General features: G+C 62.8%; 13 protein-coding genes and 3 pseudogenes. 6 read left to right on the top strand and 10 right to left on the bottom strand.

All coding sequences use genetic code 11. The features are described 5' to 3' along the window. Positions 1–40: 40 nt before the first annotated feature. Positions 41–256: pseudogene (locus F3H41_RS17450) on the bottom strand (methylamine utilization protein MauG); the annotation flags it as partial. A 231-nt stretch (positions 257–487) separates the two neighbouring features. Continuing rightward, entirely contained in the window at positions 488–1,315 is an 828-nt protein-coding gene (locus F3H41_RS17445; RefSeq protein WP_149739962.1) for a phosphogluconate dehydrogenase C-terminal domain-containing protein, read from the bottom strand. Positions 1,316–1,516: 201 nt separating this feature from the next. Between F3H41_RS17445 and F3H41_RS17440 the strand changes: the two genes are divergently transcribed. From F3H41_RS17440 to F3H41_RS17420, 5 genes are all read left to right on the top strand, one after another. Further along, the gene (locus F3H41_RS17440; protein ID WP_149739961.1) at positions 1,517–2,551 is read left to right on the top strand and encodes a Gfo/Idh/MocA family oxidoreductase; all 1,035 of its coding nucleotides are present in this window, start codon (positions 1,517–1,519) and stop codon (positions 2,549–2,551) included. Positions 2,552–2,556: 5 nt separating this feature from the next. After that, positions 2,557–4,407, top strand: coding sequence for a hypothetical protein (locus tag F3H41_RS17435; RefSeq protein WP_149739960.1), 1,851 nt, complete (start codon positions 2,557–2,559; stop codon positions 4,405–4,407). 7 nt (positions 4,408–4,414) lie between these two features. Beyond that, positions 4,415–5,668 (top strand): 3-oxo-isoapionate-4-phosphate decarboxylase OiaX, encoded by a 1,254-nt coding sequence (gene oiaX / locus F3H41_RS17430; protein ID WP_149739991.1) that lies wholly within the window; start codon positions 4,415–4,417, stop codon positions 5,666–5,668. A gap of 9 nt (positions 5,669–5,677) precedes the next feature. Beyond that, positions 5,678–6,985 carry a four-carbon acid sugar kinase family protein gene (locus tag F3H41_RS17425; RefSeq protein ID WP_149739959.1) on the top strand — a complete coding sequence of 436 codons (1,308 nt, stop codon included), beginning with the start codon at positions 5,678–5,680 and terminating at the stop codon, positions 6,983–6,985. Positions 6,986–7,122: 137 nt separating this feature from the next. Beyond that, complete coding sequence (locus tag F3H41_RS17420) at positions 7,123–7,845, top strand: transcriptional regulator NanR (RefSeq protein WP_149739958.1); 723 nt, start codon at positions 7,123–7,125, stop codon at positions 7,843–7,845. 176 nt (positions 7,846–8,021) lie between these two features. On the opposite strand, the pseudogene F3H41_RS17415 reads toward F3H41_RS17420, so the two are convergent. The 5 genes and pseudogenes from F3H41_RS17415 to F3H41_RS17395 form a co-directional block, all read right to left on the bottom strand. Beyond that, positions 8,022–8,962, bottom strand: a pseudogene (locus tag F3H41_RS17415) (IS1182 family transposase); the annotation flags it as partial. Between the two features lie 94 nt (positions 8,963–9,056). Then, a complete protein-coding gene (locus F3H41_RS17410; RefSeq protein ID WP_149739957.1) occupies positions 9,057–10,124 on the bottom strand; it encodes an ABC transporter permease in 1,068 nt (355 codons plus the stop codon). After that, positions 10,121–11,668, bottom strand: a complete 1,548-nt coding sequence (locus F3H41_RS17405) for a sugar ABC transporter ATP-binding protein (RefSeq protein ID WP_149739956.1) — start codon at positions 11,666–11,668, stop codon at positions 10,121–10,123. The genes F3H41_RS17410 and F3H41_RS17405 overlap by 4 nt, the downstream gene beginning before the upstream one ends. 1 nt (position 11,669) lies before the next feature. Beyond that, entirely contained in the window at positions 11,670–12,305 is a 636-nt protein-coding gene (locus F3H41_RS17400; protein WP_149739955.1) for a DUF2291 family protein, read from the bottom strand. Between the two features lie 74 nt (positions 12,306–12,379). Then, positions 12,380–13,321 (bottom strand): D-ribose ABC transporter substrate-binding protein, encoded by a 942-nt coding sequence (locus tag F3H41_RS17395; RefSeq protein ID WP_149739954.1) that lies wholly within the window; start codon positions 13,319–13,321, stop codon positions 12,380–12,382. A gap of 546 nt (positions 13,322–13,867) precedes the next feature. Here F3H41_RS17395 and F3H41_RS17390 point away from each other — a divergent pair. Then, a pseudogene (locus F3H41_RS17390) lies at positions 13,868–14,977 on the top strand (IS3 family transposase). A gap of 52 nt (positions 14,978–15,029) precedes the next feature. On the opposite strand, the gene F3H41_RS17385 reads toward F3H41_RS17390, so the two are convergent. Genes F3H41_RS17385 through F3H41_RS17375 form a run of 3 tightly spaced genes read right to left on the bottom strand, consistent with a single transcriptional unit; the run spans position 15,030 to position 17,770 of the window. After that, entirely contained in the window at positions 15,030–15,887 is an 858-nt protein-coding gene (locus F3H41_RS17385; protein ID WP_149739953.1) for a sugar phosphate isomerase/epimerase family protein, read from the bottom strand. A 30-nt stretch (positions 15,888–15,917) separates the two neighbouring features. Further along, positions 15,918–16,697, bottom strand: a complete 780-nt coding sequence (locus F3H41_RS17380) for an ATP-binding cassette domain-containing protein (protein ID WP_149739952.1) — start codon at positions 16,695–16,697, stop codon at positions 15,918–15,920. Next, positions 16,694–17,770, bottom strand: a complete 1,077-nt coding sequence (locus F3H41_RS17375) for an ABC transporter permease (RefSeq protein ID WP_149739951.1) — start codon at positions 17,768–17,770, stop codon at positions 16,694–16,696. The genes F3H41_RS17380 and F3H41_RS17375 overlap by 4 nt, the downstream gene beginning before the upstream one ends. Positions 17,771–17,847 lie beyond the last annotated feature (77 nt).

Below are 17,847 nucleotides of genomic sequence, written 5' to 3'. Positions count from 1 at the left end.
GACGAGTTGCCCAAGCAAGAGTCCGACGGGCCAAGTGTCCTCAGCGCTTCAGCAAGTGCTCGTATCGACGATCGGTGAGCGTCTCCAGGAAGGCCACCAGGGCGTCAATGCGTTTGTCGTCGAGTGCCCGTCCTGCCCTGAGTTCGGTCAGTGACAGCGTTCCGTCGACCTCCGGTGCACCCCATGTCTGCCCGGTCTCCGGATTGATCTGCCGGGAGGCGATGGTCGCGTTGTATTTGTTGTAGAACAGGATCACCCCATTGAGACGGCTTTCGCCAAGGTCAAAGCAGTCTTGCGCGCCAAAGCCGAGCGAACCGTTGAGGGCTTTCGGAATTCGCACTCAATCCCGAACCCACCCGGCTATACTCGCTTGGCGTAGGATATTGTGGAGCCGGCTCGGGCTGCCGAGTTCTGAGAGCACGTAGGGAGGCCGGCCAAGCACTCGAATCGCTTGCCCGGCGCCCGCTTTGCTAGAATTGTGCCGGAATCAGGTGATGCGCTGAATGCTGGCTGCGATCTCATCCATGTCAAAAACGCGCTTCCAATCATCGCGCATCAGTACCGGCTTCCCGAACTCGATCGCCTTGTTGCAGGCATCGGAGAAGACGCCGGGCGTTTCTTCGAAGATTACCGCGCCGAGCACGTTCATGTGACCGAGAAGGAAATCGCGAGCAGCTTCTTTTGGCACGCCCTTCTTGACCACCTCATCCATGGCTTCGCGCATGACCACCAACAGCGAGGCGCAGACGGTCTCGGAAAGGCCAGGCTCGAGAAGCGCCATCTGCTCGACGGTCACCCGATGCGACCGCATGATTGGCGCCCAGATGACCTTGGCGATCTCCTCGCCCAGTCCATAGGCCTCTTCCGGCCCCTGCATGAGCGCCGAGACGATGTGCTGCTTGGCTGCGACGCCGCCGAAAAAGTCGCGCTTTGCGGCCATGTCCGTCTCGTCGTTAAAGATCGGCGGATGGCAGGGATGAGTAACGAAATAGGTCAGATCGGGCCGCTCCGGCAAATGGCCGGCGAAAGGCGCGGCCGCATCGAGCGCCACGACCATAGTTCCAGCCTTAAGCTTGTCGTTTATCCCGGTCGCAACCTTTCCAATCATCGTATCGGGCACTGCGAGAATGACCACGTCGGCGCCGTCGAGAGCCTTGTCGGCGCTGTGCGCCGTGATGCCGAGGTCATCCTTCAGGCGTGCCTTGCCGACGTCCGACACTTCCACATGCCGGACCTCGAAGCGTGATCCCTGGAAATTCTTGGAGAGGCGATATCCCATTTTTCCGCCGGCGCCGAACAGCGCAATTACCGTCATGTCGTGATCTCCCGTGTCGAGCGGCCATCTGGCCTGAACTTCCTGCCAACGATCCTGCGTCGGCCCTGATGCATTTCATCTACGACCAACTGGTATAATATGTCAATGACCATGCCAAAAACCGGTCACGGAGACTGGACGCCAGCGGTGAAGGATATTATACCAGCATACCAATGAACGGCAGGGGAGGGGGAGAATGGCATGACGGTCATGAAAGGGGCACTGATCGGCTGCGGCTTTTTCGCGGTAAACCAGATGCACGCCTGGGCGGGTCTGGAGGGCGTCGAGATCGTGGCCATCTGCGACCGGGATCCGGAGCGCCTTCGCATTATCGGCGACCAGTTCGGCATCGGGCGCCGCCATCAAGACGCCGAAGCCATGATGGCGGAGGGTGGCTTCGACTTCGTGGACATCGCGACGACCGTCAACAGCCACCGCGCGCTGGTGGAGCTTGCCGCGCTGCATCGCCTGCCGGCCATCTGCCAGAAGCCCTTCGCGCCGACGCTTGCCGACGCCAAGGCCATGGTCGCGGCCATGGAGGCCGCAGGCGTGCCGCTGATGATCCACGAGAATTTCCGTTGGCAGACGCCGATCCTGGCGGCCAAATCCGTGCTGGCATCGGGAGCAATCGGCGAACCCTTCTGGGGCCGCGTCTCCTTCCGCTCGGGCTACGACGTCTTCTCCGGCCAGCCCTATCTTGCAACGAGCAAGCGCTTCATCATCGAAGACCTCGGCATTCACTCGCTCGATATTGCCCGCTACCTCTTCGGCGATGCCGCGCGCATGACGGCCCGTACCCGCCGCGTCAATCCGGCGATTGCCGGTGAGGACGTTGCCACCATGCTGCTCGATCACGAAAGCGGCCTGACCTCGATCGTTGACGTGAGCTATGCCACGAAGCTGCCGGAGGAATCTTTCCCTGAAACCTTCTTGGAAGTGGACGGAACGGAGGGCGCGCTGAGGCTCGGCAAGAACTACCGGCTCACCGTGCACGGCTCGAAGGGTACCAAGGTCCGTGAGGTCGCCCCTCATCTCCTGTCCTGGGCCTCGCGCCCGTGGCACAACATCCAGGAAAGCGTGGCGCTGATCCAGCATCACTGGGTGGAGAGGCTGCAGGCGGGCCGCGAACCAGATACCTCCGGCCGCGACAACCTGAGGACCCTTGCGCTGGTGGAGGCGGCCTATCTCAGTGCTGAGACCGGCCGCACCGTCGACCTCGGCGAACTGCTGCGGTGATACCCATGCTGACGGAAGACGCACGTTTCCGCCTCTACGGCACAAGCGAGCCCCTGCCCGCCTCAAGACTTCTGTCCGCCGGCCCGCTTTTGGCCCGTCTGCAAGACGGCAATCTTCGCACCATACGCTTCGCGGGGCACGAGGTGCTGCGGGGCGTGTCCTTTCTGATCCGCGACAAGGACTGGGGTACCTGCGCGCCCGAGATCTCGGATCTGTCCGTGTCGGAAGACGCATCCGCATTTGCCGTGCGCTACAAGGCCCGTTTCGTGGCGCCCGATGGAGCGGAGCTCGTCTGCCGCGCCGAAATCAAAGGGCTTGCGAGCGGGCGACTGACCTTTTCGGCCCGCTTCTCTTCCAACCGCGATTTCCAGACGGCCCGGGCCGGCTTCACCGTGCTGCATCCGCTGAAGGGCGTGGTCGGCGAACCGGTCGAGATCCGTCACGTGGACGGGTCTGTCGAGAGCGCCCGCTGGCCGGACGCCATCGAGCCCTGGCAACCCTTCATGGATATCAGCGCTATCACCCATGGCGTTGCACCCGGCCTCAAGGCGGAGACGCGGTTCGAAGGCGATGTCTTCGAGATGGAAGACCAGCGCAACTGGACGGACGGGTCCTACAAGACCTATGTGCGGCCGCTCGCCCTGCCCTGGCCCTATCTGGTGCCGGCAGGCGAGGAGGTATTCCAGAACGTCACGCTGACCGTAACGGGGCAGGCTGAGGAGAGCGGGGCGGCGGCCGCGGCCTGGCCGGTGCGCATCGCGCTGGGCCCCAGCGGCGCGACCATGCCCGCCATGGGCCTCGGCCTGCGGCCGGAATGCCTGGAGGCGGAGCGGGCAGCCCTGCCCGTGCTCGCAAGGCTCGGGATCTCGGAGCTCGTCGCGCATTTCGACCCGCTTGCTGGCCACGGCCTCGATGCCCTCAGGGGATACGCGGAAATCGCTTCTGCCTCCGGCCTGCCAGTAACGCTGGAGCTTGCCCTCCCCTGCCGGAGCTCTCCCGCCAAGGAATTGCGGGAGATCGCCGCGCTCTGCCGCGAGACAGGCTTCACGCCCTCCACGCTCTTAGTCAGCCCCGCGGTCGACCGGCAATCCACTCCGCCGGGCAGCGCCTGGCCCGCCTGCCCGCCGCTCGAAAATATCTATGAGGCGGCACGCTCCGCTTTCCCCGGCACGCGGCTCGGTGGCGGCATGATGAGCTATTTCACCGAACTCAACCGCAAGCGGGTACCGGCAGAACATCTCGACTATGTCTCCCACTGCACCAATCCCATCGTCCATGCCGCGGATGATCTTTCGGTCATGCAGAGTTTCGAGGCGTTGAAGGACGTGGTACGCTCGGTTCGTGCCATCTATCCGGACAAGCCGTACCGCATCGGCCCTTCCACCATCGCCATGCGGCAGAACCCGTATGGCTCCGCCACCAAGGATAATCCGGGCCTTGGCCGCATCCCCATGGCCAATGTCGATCCGCGCCACAACGGCCAGTTCGGCGCGGCCTTCGCCGCCGCCTATGCGGCCACCGTTGCGCCCGCCGGCGTCGAACTGTTGACGCTCGCAACCCTCGCCGGCCCCTTCGGCCTCGTTGCCGGGCAGCACGAGCCGAGCGCGCCGAACATGCCCCGTCCGCTGGCCGCAGTCATCGGGGCACTTTCCGCGATGGCGGGCGAAGCGGTCCTTGCAGCGGAAAGCGACCAGCCGGATGCCGTGCTGGGGGTTGCGACACCCGCCCGGCTTCTCATCGTCAACATCACTGCCGAACCACAGCAGGTGCTCCTGCCGGAAGGCTATGGCAGTGGCCGGACGGCTGAACTCGGTCCGTTCGAAACCCTCCTCCTGGAGCAGATGCCCCATGCGTGACGAAGACCTGATTCGCCTCACCTACCGGATCGAGACACCGGGGTCGGTGGAGGCCATGGCGGCAAAGATCGCCAGCGACCAATCGACCGGGACCTTCGTGGCCTTGCCCGGCGAGACGCCAGAGCTCAAGGCCCGCGTGGCGGCACGGGTGCTTTCGGTCCGCGAACTTCCGCCGGTTCCGTTTTCTTCCTTCCCGGACGAAACGGCGGGTGCAACCCGCTTCAACTGCGGCGAAGCGGAGATCGGGTTTCCCATCGAGGCGGTCGGGACCGATCTCGCGGCCCTCATGACGATCGCCATCGGCGGCGTCTTCTCCATCCGCGGCATGACGGGCATCCGGATCGTGGATCTCAGGCTGCCGCAGAGCTTTTCCGGCGCCTATCCCGGCCCGCAGTTCGGCGCCGCCGGAAGCCGCAGCCTGACAGGCGTCCACGGCCGGCCGATGATCGGTACCATCGTCAAGCCCGCACTCGGCCTTCGCCCCCAGGAGACGGCCGACATGGTGCAGGAACTTCTGGAGGCCGGAGTCGACTTCATCAAGGACGACGAAAAGCTGATGAGCCCGGCCTATTCACCGCTCGCCGAGCGCGTAAAGGCGATCATGCCGAGGATCCTCGAGCACGAGCAGAAGACCGGAAAGAAGGTCATGTATGCCTACGGTATTTCCGCCACGGATCCGGACGAGATGATGCGCAACCACGATCTGGTGCTCGCGGCGGGCGGAAACTGCGCGGTCATCAATATCAACTCCATCGGCTTCGGTGGCATGGCCTTCCTGCGCAAGCGCTCCGGCTTGGTGCTGCACGCCCACCGCAATGGCTGGGACATCCTGACACGCCATTCCCATCTCGGCTTCGAATTTTCCGTCTGGCAGCAGTTCTGGCGTCTCCTCGGCGTTGACCAGTTCCAGATCAACGGCATCCGGGTGAAATACTGGGAGCCGGACGAAAGCTTCGTCCGCTCCTTCAAAGCCGTGACGACGCCGATCTTCGACGAGCGGGACTGCGCGCTACCCGTCGTCGGCTCCGGGCAATGGGGCGGGCAGGCGCCGGACACGTTTGCCGCAACCGGCTCCACCGATCTCCTCTATCTCTGCGGCGGCGGCGTCGTCAGCCATCCCGGCGGCCCCGGCGCCGGCGTGCGGGCGGTGACCCAGGCCTGGGAGGCTGCGGTTGCCGGTATAGATCTTGACGATTACGCGCGGGAGCACCCTGAACTTGCTCAAGCGATCGAGAAATTTGCCGACGGCAAGAATACCTGAAGGACCGCCATGACCCGCCCGCTCCTCAGCTATTACGGTGACGACTTCACCGGCTCCACTGACGTGATGGAGGCGCTCGCCACCCATGACATCGAAACCGTGCTTTTCCTGCGCGAGCCGAACGAGGCGTTGCGCCGCACGTTTCCGCATGCCCGCGCCTTCGGCCTTGCCGGCACCAGCCGCAGCGAAAGCCCGCAATGGATGGACGCCAACCTGCCATCCGCATTCCGATGGCTGAAGAGCCTGGACGCACAGTTCTGCCATTACAAGGTCTGCTCGACCTTCGACAGTGCGCCGCATGTCGGCAGCATAGGCCGGGCGCTGGAGATCGGGCGCGACGTGTTCGGCGTCAAGCGCGTGCCGCTGGTGGTCGGCGCACCGCAGATCCGCCGCTACACCGCCTTCGGTCATCTCTTCGCCGCCTATCAGGGCAGGGTCTACCGGATCGACTGCCACCCAGTGATGGCCCGCCACCCCGTGACACCGATGGCGGAGGCGGACGTGCTTAGGCATCTTTCGCACCAAACGACGCTCTCGTTCGCCTCGATCGACAACGTGGCACTGCTCGGCGAGCCCGAGATCCCGGACGCGGACATCCTGCTGATCGATGTGGACGATCTGCCGACCCAGATGGCGGCGGGCAACCTCCTCTGGCACCGCCTCCGGCAATCTTCGCCCTTCCTCGTCGGCTCCTCGGGGGTCGAATATGCGCTCGTGCACGCCTTCAAGGCCGCCGAACTGGTCGGCGAACGCCCCGTCTTTGCCGATGCCGGTCCCGTCAGGCAGATGGCCGTCGTCTCCGGCAGCGTCTCGCCCACCACCGAGCGGCAGATCCGCCATGCGCTGGCCAATGGCTTCGAGGGCGTTGCGCTCGACCCGATTGCCCTTTCTTCGGACGAAGCCGCAACTGCGCGGGCGATCGAAGCCGGCCTGGCGGTGCTGTCGCGCGGTGCGAGCCCCCTCGTCTATACCGCGCTCGGCCCTTCCGCCGACAAGGGCGAGGCGCTTTCCGGAAGCACCGGCGCGCGCCACAGGATCGGACAGGCGCTCGGCCGCATCAACCGGGCGCTGGTCGAGACCACGGGCCTCAGCCGCACGGTGATTGCCGGCGGCGATACGTCGAGCCATGCGCTCTCGGAAATGGGGATCGCCGCGCTGACGCTACGCATGCCCTTGCCACAGACGCCGGGTTCGCCGCTCTGCACAGCCCACGGCTTCGGCGGCGGCGCGTTGCAGGTGGCGCTGAAGGGCGGGCAGGTCGGCCATGACGATTATTTCTCGATGATCCGCTCCGGACGTCCGGGCAGCGCCGCCTGATCGCAGACTTCATTGCCGATGCCGATGTGGAGGACGTGCGTTGCACTCTGCGGGAAATATTGAAGCTTTCGGATGGAGTGGCCTAGAATGCAAGGTAGATGATCTATACGCAGATGGCGTCAACGAGGATTGCGGACATGAAGCCCACCGAACCGATTGTGCGGCGAAAGCTGTCGGACGAAGTGTTCGACCGTCTGCGCGCGATGATGGAGGCGGGCGATCTCACCGTCGGCGACGAGATGCCTTCGGAACGCGAGCTCATGGACCGGTTCGGCGTGGGACGCCCCGCCATCCGCGAAGCCATGCAGGCACTGGCCTCGAAGGGCCTCATCGCCATCAGCCATGGCGAACGCGCCCGGGTGGTGCAGCCCACGGCGCACGCAATCCTCCAGCAAATGGACCTGCCCTTCAAGTTGATGATAGCGGCCTCCGCGCAGACGCTCGAGGACCTCAAGAACGCACGCATCTTCTTCGAGCGCGGCATGGCGCGCGAGGCCGCGCTCAAGGCGACCGAAGAAGACAAGCAGGAGCTGCGCTTCTGCCTGAAGCGGCAGGAAGAGAGCCTCGGCAATGCCGAAGCCTTCATCGAGGCCGACATGCGGCTCCACACCCGCCTGGCCAGCATCTCGCGCAATCCGATCTTCACTGCCGTCAGCGAGGCGATCCTGGGATGGCTGAGGGCCTATCACAGCCATGTGCTGATCTGGACCGGCAAGGAGAACCTGACGCTTGCCGAGCATGCGGAGATCATCGAGGCCGTGGAAAAGGGCGATCCCGACTGGGCTGAGCGCGCCATGGTTCAGCACCTCGAGCGCTCGCGCGCCGTCTACGCGCTCAGGCAGGACGAGAACGTCGCTTGACCGTTACGCAGAGAAAAAACCAAGTAACCGGCCATGGGCCGGTTCAGACTGCTGACGAACCCGCCGGTTTTTCTCGGCAGGTTTTGGCGTTTCGGGAGTGCACGCTCAGATCGTGTTTTCGCGAGGGTTGCCGCGCCTTTTGGTGGGGGGAAGCCCTTATCCCCAGGCTGGTTTTGGGCTTTCGTCATTGCCATTGCGATCTTGATGTTTTGCGCCGCTGCGTTCAGTAGGCATTGCCATTGGACTTTGACGAGGCCTCTGAAGCGCGCGTAACGGTGGCCGTGGAGTTGTTTGGCGTCGGCGAAGGAGCGCTCGACCGTCTCCTTTCGTCGTTTGTGGATCACCTTGCCCGATGCCGTCTTGCGGTTCATGTCGGTGCGCTCTCGGGCATCGGCCCAGACATGCCGGGGATAGTCCGCTCTGCCTTGGCATTGGTGGTGCACGATGCCAGAAGCGGGCAGTCGTGGCAGACTGCCGGGTCCGAGCGGTAGTGCTTTTAGCCGTTCCGGTCGGTGGTGGCGTGGGCAAGGAGTTGGCCCTGCGGAGAGCGATAGCCATCGGTCTCGGGCTCGTAGGCGAACTTCAACTTACGCATCATGCCCTCTTTGGGCGGGGTGGGGTTGCGATAGCCGGTCACGCCGAGGATTTGTCTCGCCTCCAGCCCCTTGGCAATGCCTGCCGTGGCATAGCCCGCATCCAGGCCGACTGCGCCGACATGGAAGTCGAAACGCTCGCGCTGCCGGTCGAGCCGTTCCAGATAGACGATACTGTCATGCACGGTGGCCGGCGTCACATGCGTATCGGTGATGATCGCATGGCGGCCATCGACGGTGCGATGATCGAGATAAAAGAAGCCCTTGGGCTTGCCGTCGCGCACCATATAGCCACTGTCCAGATCGGTGCAGCTGACCTTGGTTTCCTTCACCTCCGGCTCACGCTCTTTTTCCTTCAGTGGCTTATGGCCATGGGTGGCGCAGTAAAGGCCGGCAACGCGATCACGGATGAAGGAGAAGTCGATCACTGCGTCGATCTTGCGAAGCAGATGATCCTTCGGCACCAGGCTGTCGAGCGTCACCTTCTCGAGAGCTGTCTGTTCGGGAGCAGGTTTCTTCATCATGTCCCAATGCGTCACAACCCCCTGGTGGTGACCAGGGGATTGTCAGCAGCCTGACCCGGCCATGGGCCAGTTTTTGTTCTCGGTGGAAGTCGCGTCATTCCGCCTTGGCAAGCTGCATCAGGGTTACCCGCTGCTGCAGCTTGCGCTGCGCCTGGTCGACCACGACGGCGACAATGATGACGAGCCCCTTGATGACCATCTGCCAGAAGGAGCTGACGCCCATCATGACGAGACCGTCCGAGAGGATGCCGATCACCAGAGCGCCTACGATGGTGCCGCCGATCGTGCCGCGCCCGCCGGACATCGACGTGCCGCCGAGAACCGCCGCCGCGATGGCGTTGAGTTCCAGGTTGGTGCCGGTCGCGGGATGGGCGGCCATGAGCTCGGAGGAGATGACGAGGCCGACGATGGCGGCGCAGAAGCCGGAGAACATGTAGACGAACATCTTCACGCTGTTGACGCGGATGCCCGACATGCGCGAGGCCCTTTCATTGCCGCCGACGGCGAAAATGTGACGACCGAGCGGCACGAAGCGGGCGAAATAGGCGGCACCAAGCGCGACCGCGATCAGCATCCAGACCGAGACCGGAAGGCCGAAAATGGTGCCGGAGCCGAGATAGCTGTAGCCGGTATTGCCGAGGCTTTCCTTGCCGACAAGGTTCGGCAGCGTCTGGCCGTCCGAATAGAGCAGCGCCATGCCGCGCGCCACGTAGAGCGTGCCGAGCGTGGCGATAAAGGGCGCGACGTTGAGCCGGGTGATCAACAGGCCGTTGACGGCACCGATGAGGACGCCGACCACGAGCACGATCAGCCCGACTTCGAACACGTTGAAATACATCGTGTAGCCGAGCGGCAGAGCGATCCCGTTAAGGATCAGCCCGCCCGCAACCATACCGCAGAGACCGACGATCGAGCCGACCGAGAGGTCGATGCCGCCGGTGATGATCACGAAGGTCATGCCGATCGCGAGGAAGGCGTTCTGCGTGGCATGCTTGGACATCAGCACCATGTTCGCCGTCGAAAGGAAATTCGGCGCGAACAGCGAGAAGAAGATGATGACGGCAAAGAGCGCGATGAAGGTCCTGAGCTTCATGAGCTTCAGCAGGAAGGAGCTGCCGGGTGCGGCCGTGCTCCGGGCTGCGGCGGTCTGGATGCTCGTCATGCGGAAATCCTCTTTGTCTTGTGTCCCTCGGCGGACGCGGCGACCACGCGTTCCTCGGTGGCTTCCTCGCGGTCGAGGATGGTCACGAGCCGTCCATTGCTCATCACGGCGATGCGTTCCGAGAGCGCCATGACCTCCTCGAGATCGGATGTGGAAAACAGCACCGCCAGCCCCTGCCCCGCCAGCCAACGCATGGTGCGAAACACGTCCGCCTTGGCGCCGACGTCGATGCCGCGCGACGGCTCGTCCATGAGCAGCACCTTAGGGCCCGTCATCAGCGCCTTGCCGATGACCACCTTCTGCTGGTTACCGCCGCTCATCGAGGTTACCTCGAGGTCGGGGTTCTTCGCCTTGATCGAGAGTTTCCTGATGGCCTCCCCGATGGCGGAGCGCTCGAGTGCTGGAGAAATGTGGAAGCCCCATTTCACGAACTTGCCAAGGCTTGCCATGGACAGGTTGTTGGCGATCGACATGGACTGGACGAGACCCTCGCGCTGCCGGTCCTCGGGGATCAGCGCCAGCCCGTGGCGGATGCGCCGCGTGGTGTCGCGCGCCTTCACCTCTTCGCCCTCGATGAAGACGCGGCCCCTGGCATGCGGATGCCGACCCATGATGCATTCGAAGAGCTCACTGCGGCCGGCGCCCATGAGGCCGTAGATGCCGAGGATCTCGCCCTTGCGCACAGCGAGCGACACGTGATCGACGGCCATGCCGCCATGGGCACGCGGCAGCGTCATGTCCTCGACGCGGAAGATCACCTCGCCCAGCGCGTGATCGACGGGCTTGGCAAAGTCCTTGGCATCGGAGCCGATCATTGAACGCACGATCCAGCCGGTGTCGACCTCCCGCACCCGCGCATGGCCGGTGATCTGGCCGTCCTTCAGGACGGTGATGTAGTCGCCGATGGTCATCAGCTCCTCGAGCCGGTGCGAAATATAAACGATCGCCACGCCTTGCGCCTTCAGCTCGCGGATGACGCGGAAGAGCACCTCGACCTCGGCGGCACTGAGCGCGGAAGTGGGCTCGTCCATGATCAGGATCTTGGCATCAAGCGAGACGGCGCGGGCGATCTCAACCAGCTGCTGCTGGCCGATCGGCAGGTCCTCCGCCAGCGTATCGGCGAGAATGCCGGCTTCCAGCCGGTCGAGGAATTCATTTGCGCGGGCGACCTGCGCCTTGTGGTCGATGCCCCGGAGCCCGCGGGTGATCTCGCGGGTGGCGAAAATGTTCTCGGCGACCGACAGATTGCCGAAGAGGTTGAGTTCCTGGAACACGATGCCGATGCCGTGGCGCACCGCATCGGCCGGGGACGCCAGTTCGACCTTGCGGCCGTCCAGCCAGATCTCGCCGAGCGTCGGCTGCTCCACGCCCGCTATGATGCGCATCAGGGTGGACTTGCCGGCGCCATTCTCGCCGACCAGCACGTTCACCGCGCCGCGGCGAAGTGCCAGGTTCGCTTTCTTGACGGCGACAATGCCGGAATAGGCCTTGGTGACGTCGCGCAGCTCGAGGACGATGTCTTGTTCTTCGCAATCCTGCGCCATGTCAGCCTCCGATGGAGATCTTGGCCGGCACGAACTGCGGCAGCTGCCCGCTCGACGGCAGGGGGAAGGCGCCATAGGCATCGAGCGTCTTGCCCGTCAGCCCTTCGCGCGGAAGCTTGGACAGCACCGTTGCGTTCATGTGGGTGTTGAACGACTTGCCGAACTGCGCCCACTCGATCTGATTCTTGAAGGAGTTGAAGTCGACGAAGCTCAACGCATCGCGCAGGGCCGTGCCGCGAACTGCGGGCCCCCAGGCAACGCGCAGGTCGCCCTTGCCGTCATTATCGACGTCGACCTCCACATAGGCCGCGCGCGACTTCATCTCCTCGGCGACGATCTTGCCGGTCACATGGACGGCATAGGTCCAAGGCGCAGTGCCCTGCTTTTCCTTGTGCCCGAATTTCTCGCCCGCCTGGTCCGGACTGCTGGCAATGAGCGCCATGACTTCGGGGAACTTGCCGGACCGCGTCTCGTAGAACGGAACGACCTTTTCGCTCCAGATGTCCGCGACCATCCTGTCCGGATTGAAGGCATTGGCCTCGGCAATTTTCTCCTCGTCCGCCGTCTTCACCAGCTTGCAGCCGGTCAGGGCGGCCAGGCAAAGGAACAGCGCTGCAGCGCGTCTGGCGGTTCGCATGTCGTCATCCTGAAATGGGGGAAATGGTCCGGGGGTAGCACATGGCCGCCCCCGTCTCGCGAGCCCGGGAGGTCTTAGTTCGAGAGAGCGAAGGTCTCGAGCTTGTCGGCATTGTCGGCGTTGATCAGCACGCAATCCATGAGCTGCTTTTCCTCGGCCGGGGCCTTGCCGGTCTTGATGTATTCGTCTGCCTGCACGACGGCCATCTGCGCCTGCGCATAGGCGGGCTGGAGTACAGTCGCCTTGATGCCGCCGGCCTTGATGGAGTCACGCACGTCATTGGAGCCGTCGAAGCCGACGACAATCACGTCCTTGCGGCCGGCCGCCTGCAGCGCAGCAATGGCGCCCATGGCCATGGTGTCGTTGCCGGCGATAACGCCCTGGATGTCCGGATTGGCCTGCAGGATGGTTTCCATCTTAGAATAGCCTTCCGTCTGGCTCCAGTTCGCCGACTGTTGGGCGACCATCTTCATGTCCGGATAATCGTCGATGACGTCGTGATAGCCCTTGGAGCGAATGCCGGCGTTGAGGTCGGCTTCGCGGCCGAGCAGCTCGACGTAGTTGCCCTTCTCGCCCATCAGCTTCACGAATTCTTCGGCGCCAAGCTGGGCACCCTGGTAGTTGTTCGAGACGATTTGCGACACGGCAACGCCGGTTGCATTAATTTCGCGGTCGATCAGGAAGGAGGGAACCTTGGCATCCTTTGCCTTCTGGACGGCGGCGATCGAGGCTTCCGAGCCGGCATTGTCGAGGATGATGGCCTTCGCGCCGCGGCCGATGGCGGTATCGATCAGCTGGCTCTGCTTGTTGGCATCGTCATCATGCACCAGCACGAGCGTCTCGTAGCCCAGTTCCTTGGCCTTGGCTTCCGCGCCAACGGCTTCCGCCTTGAAGAACGGGTTGTCGTGGCTGGGGGTAATGATTGCGATCAGGTCTGCCGCACAGACGGGCATGGCAACAGACGCTGCTATCAGGGCGGCAAAGCCCAGCGCGCCGAGTTTACGTACGGATTTCATGTGTTCTCCTCCTCATCAACCAGAAAAAGCCCAGCGCTTGATCTGCGATTCCCCGGCCATGCCCTTGCGGATGAATGGCCTTGCCGCGGGTGACGTGGTCATTGCATTCGTTCCCGCTCGTGGCGGCTTCAGGGAAACAACTCCCTCCCGGCAATGACGATCTCCTCTCCCGGCGGCATCCTCAAGGGTCTTCATAGCCCTACTGGTATAATATGTCAATGATGATGTATTCTGATCACCGACAGGTATGCATAGCCAGACACAGACGGAGCAGCTGGTATGGCAAGAGCTGCATGAGACGCGTGCGGAGGCACACCCTGTTAGTTTCTCTGCCCTCCAGTTCGCGGGCCTCCATTGCCAGATGATGGCTTATGCGGGACCGATGGTAGAAAATGGGAGCTTTGGGCTGTAATTCGGCGCGGAAAGTTGATCCCATTGGCCTGCTGCCGGTTTCATGGACACCGAGTTACTGTGTTCCTCTGAAAACGAAGAGCGTGAATGCAAAGAAGGAAGTTCAGTCGCGAGTAAAAGCTTGAGGCGGCAAAGTTGGTCAAGGAGCGCGGGGTCGCTGTTGCCCAGGCGGCCAGTGATCTTGATGTCCACGAGAATGTGTTGCGCAAATGGGTTCGCGAATACGGTGACGATCCCAGCCAGTCCTTTCCTGGAAAAGGCCCGATGAAGCCGCAGCAGCTTCAGATTGACCGGCTCCGTCGTGAAGTCGCCGAGTTGAACGCGGAGCGCGACATCCTAAAAAAGGCCGCAGCCTAGTTTGCCAGGGACGCGATATGAGGTTCGCGTTCATTGCAAAGCACCGTTCGATCTGGACTCTTTCGCCGTTGCTGCGCAACGACTGCCGGGCAATGGGTGGCATGGCTCTGCGAAGCGCTAGGGATTTCTCGTTCAGGTTTCCATGCCTGGCTCAACCGTTCTGCGCGTGAACGCGCTCGCTATGATGAGGTTCTGCTGGACAAGATCAGGCAGAGCTTCAAAATCAGCGACCATGACGTGGTGGAAGAAGGATTATCCTGTGGCCTCCATCGTAGCGAGCGGCTGATGCGCTTGAATGCGCTCAGGGCTAGGCCGAGACGGCGTGGCTTGCTGAAAGATGCCGGTGACCGTGCCGGCATCATGCCGAGCGTGCTGGACCGTCAGTTCGTGGCAGAGCGACCAATCCAGAAATGGGTGGCCGACTTCATCTATATCTGGACAGCAGAAGGCCGGCTGTATGTCACGGCCATCATTGACCTGTCCTCACGCCGTGCTGTCGGCTGGTCGATGAATGCCAACATGACGGCCCAAGTCGTTACAGATGCCCTGATCATGGGAATCTGGCATCGAGGAAAACCAGACGCGCTACTGCATCATGCCGATCAGGGAAGCCAATATACGAGCGAGCAGTTCCAGCGTCTCATGAGCGACCACGGCATCACCTGCGCCATGAGCCGCTCTGGAAAAGTCGGGGACAACGCTGCAACGGAGAGCTTCTTCTCATCACTGGAAACGGAGAGAACAGCACGGAGGGTTTATCGCACGAGGAATGATGCAAGAGCGGATGTGTTCGATTACATCGAGCGCTTCTACAATCCAAAGCGCCGCCACTCGACACTGGGCTATCTCAGCCCCAATGACTTTGAAACAAAGGTGCGATTAGCTTGACTCGGTGTCCGAAAAACCGGCAGCAGGCCAGACAGGTAGGTTCAATGCAACATCAAAGTGCGCTTATGCAGGCCGAACTCGTAAGGGACAGTTTTGATTTTATATGTAACAAGCTGTGCCTTGCGACCTCGACCGGATTGATGTGGCGGGAGCCGAAGCCAGTCTCCACAGTGAAGTATCCCTGGTAGTTCGCTTCCACCAGCGCGCGAATAAGGTCGTCCCAATCTGTATCGCCGTGGCCGATCGCCTTGCGGCCCGTATCAGCGGCATGGAGATGAATCAGGTCGGCGCCCATATCGATCACGTAGGACGAAAGCTGACGGCCCTCATAGGCGACATGGCAGGTGTCGAACATCAGCCCGACATTGGCGCACTCGGCCTCGACCATCATCCGGCGCGCATCGGCAGCGGTGTCGATGAGGTTGGTGTCGGCGGTGGTCGGCTCGATGGCGACGGTGATGCCGCGCTCCGCCGCATGATTTGCGACCGCGCGCAGGCAATCGCGACTATGCGCCCAGCCTTCCTCCAACGACATGCCCTCGGCCCGCCATCCGCCGATGAACAGCGCCATTTTCGCGCCGAGATCATGCGCTAGATCAACGATCTCGATGTAATGGGCGACCGTCGCCAGCCGCTCGGCGCGCAGCACAGAGCAAGGGTTACATCCGAAACCGCCGCCGATCGCCGGCAAAAGGCTGCTGATGGCGATACCCTCGCCCTCCGCCAGCGCCCGGATTTCAGCCCGACGCCCCTTGGAAAGATGCGCCGGCCAGGCGTGCGGCGCGCAGCAGCCGATCTCCACCGCGTCATAACCGATGCCGGCGAGGATCTTGATGGTGTCCTGCAGCGAGTAGGTCGGAAGAAAGGTCGGAAAGCTGCTGAACGGAAAGGTATTGAAAGCGAATTTCATCCTGGATTCCTTGTATTCCGGATCGCTCCGTCACGCCGCCACTGGCGGCGCGATAGCGCCCGTCATAATCGCGACGGCGTCGGACATCGAATAATCGGACGGCTTGATGATCGCCGCGCGGCGTCCCAGGCGGTGGATGTGGATCCGGTCCGCCACCTCAAACACATGCGGCATGTTGTGGCTGATCAGCACGATCGGCACGCCGCGCGCTCTCACCTTGAGGATGAGATCGAGCACCTTGCGGGACTCCTTCACGCCAAGTGCGGCGGTCGGCTCATCCATGATGATGACCTTGCTGCCGAAGGCTGCCGCCCTCGCCACCGCCACCCCTTGGCGCTGCCCGCCGGATAGTGTTTCCACCGCCTGCTGGATGTTCTGGATCGTCAGCAGGCCGAGATCGGAGAGCTTTTCGCGGGCGATCCGATCCATCGCCGGCCGATCGAGCTGACGCAGCAGCCGGCCGAAGATGCTTTTGCTGTAGATCTCGCGGCCGAGAAACAGGTTGTCGCTGATCGACAGCGCCGGTGACAGAGCGAGCGTCTGATAGACCGTCTCGATACCGGCCTTGCGCGCCTCGATCGGCGAGTTGAAGGCAACCGGGGCGCCATCGAGCAATATCTCGCCGGCATCGAGACGGATGGCACCGGACAGCGCCTTGATCAGGCTCGACTTGCCGGCGCCATTGTCGCCGATCACGCCGAGGATTTCGCCCGGCATCAGGTCGAAGTCGGCATGGTCGATGGCGACGACGCGACCGTATTTCTTGACGAGGCCCTTGGCCTGCAGAACGGGTTTTGCCATCTCGGTCATGCTGATACCTTCCTGATCCACTGATCGATCGCGACCGCAATGAGAATGAGCCAGCCGATGGCGAAGAGCTGCCAGAGCACATCGACGCCGGCGATCCTGAGGCCCGACTGGAAGACGCCGACGATAAGCGCGCCGATCAACGGCCCAAGGATCGAGCCCCTGCCCCCGAAGAGCGAGATGCCGCCGATGACGACCGCCGTGATCGACTGCAGATTGCCTTCGAAGAAGCTTGTCGGCGACACGGCGCCGACGCGGCCGATCGCCGACCAGCCGGCCAGAGCGCAGATCAGGCCCGCCACGGCGTAGACCGAGATCAGAACCCGATCGGTGCGGATGCCGGCCAGCTCCGCCGCCTCGCGATCATCGCCCACCGCATAGATGTGGCGCCCCCAGGCGGTGCGCGTCAGCGCGTACCAGAGGACGAGGAACACGATAACGAACAGGATGGAGCCGTAGCTGACATCGGTGCCGAAGACAGAGAAGTTCTGCCCGAAAAACTTCAGAAGCGGTGCTGACGTGTCGATCTCGCTGCCGCGGATCGATTGGGCGCCGGAGAGATAGAGGTTCAGCGCGTAGAACACGTTCCAGGTGCCGAGCGTGGCGATGAACGGCGGCAGTTTGATCTTGGTCACGAGGAAGCCGTTGAACAGCCCGATGCCGATGCCGCATGCAAAGGCGATCAAGAGCGCGATCGGCGCCGGCCAGCCGAGCTTGACGGCAAGATTGCCGGCAATGACGGAACTAAGCACCAGAATGGCAGCCACCGACAGATCGATGCCGGCCGTCAGGATGACAAGGCTCTGCGCCACGGCAAGCACGCCGATGATCGACACCTGCTGGACGATCAGGGACATGTTGTAGGGCGAGAAGAACTTCGATCCGGCAAACAACCCGAAGCCGATCAGCGAGAGCATCAGCACGATCAGCGGGATGATGGTGGGATAGCCGTGCAGGAACCGCTGCAATCTGCCGACGATTCCGACATCATCAAGGTCGAACCTGGCATGGGCGTCAGCGGCACTTTCGGCGTTGACGCCGCCCGGATGCGGCAATTGCCCTTCGGTGTTGATCATTGAGAACCCCTTATTCCTGGGCGCGCCGACACGCTCCTTGGCGTGCACATGGCGTTTCGATGGGATGCGCGAGGTCA

The sequence above is a fragment of the Rhizobium sp. RU20A genome (assembly GCF_900155885.1).
Classification (GTDB): domain Bacteria; phylum Pseudomonadota; class Alphaproteobacteria; order Rhizobiales; family Rhizobiaceae; genus RU20A.
This window is presented reverse-complemented; position numbering and strand designations above follow the sequence as displayed.

Excerpts from the sequence above, each read along its gene's own strand:
- F3H41_RS17410 (WP_149739957.1), bottom strand. The coding sequence starts at position 10,124 with ATGACGAGCATCCAGACCGCCGCAGCCCGGAGCACGGCCGCACCCGGC.
- F3H41_RS17440 (WP_149739961.1), top strand. The coding sequence starts at position 1,517 with ATGACGGTCATGAAAGGGGCACTGATCGGCTGCGGCTTTTTCGCGGTA.
- F3H41_RS17385 (WP_149739953.1), bottom strand. The coding sequence starts at position 15,887 with ATGAAATTCGCTTTCAATACCTTTCCGTTCAGCAGCTTTCCGACCTTT.
- F3H41_RS17420 (WP_149739958.1), top strand. The coding sequence starts at position 7,123 with ATGAAGCCCACCGAACCGATTGTGCGGCGAAAGCTGTCGGACGAAGTG.
- F3H41_RS17425 (WP_149739959.1), top strand. The coding sequence starts at position 5,678 with ATGACCCGCCCGCTCCTCAGCTATTACGGTGACGACTTCACCGGCTCC.
- F3H41_RS17400 (WP_149739955.1), bottom strand. The coding sequence starts at position 12,305 with ATGCGAACCGCCAGACGCGCTGCAGCGCTGTTCCTTTGCCTGGCCGCC.
- F3H41_RS17395 (WP_149739954.1), bottom strand. The coding sequence starts at position 13,321 with ATGAAATCCGTACGTAAACTCGGCGCGCTGGGCTTTGCCGCCCTGATA.
- F3H41_RS17445 (WP_149739962.1), bottom strand. The coding sequence starts at position 1,315 with ATGACGGTAATTGCGCTGTTCGGCGCCGGCGGAAAAATGGGATATCGC.
- F3H41_RS17435 (WP_149739960.1), top strand. The coding sequence starts at position 2,557 with ATGCTGACGGAAGACGCACGTTTCCGCCTCTACGGCACAAGCGAGCCC.
- F3H41_RS17380 (WP_149739952.1), bottom strand. The coding sequence starts at position 16,697 with ATGACCGAGATGGCAAAACCCGTTCTGCAGGCCAAGGGCCTCGTCAAG.
- F3H41_RS17375 (WP_149739951.1), bottom strand. The coding sequence starts at position 17,770 with ATGATCAACACCGAAGGGCAATTGCCGCATCCGGGCGGCGTCAACGCC.
- F3H41_RS17405 (WP_149739956.1), bottom strand. The coding sequence starts at position 11,668 with ATGGCGCAGGATTGCGAAGAACAAGACATCGTCCTCGAGCTGCGCGAC.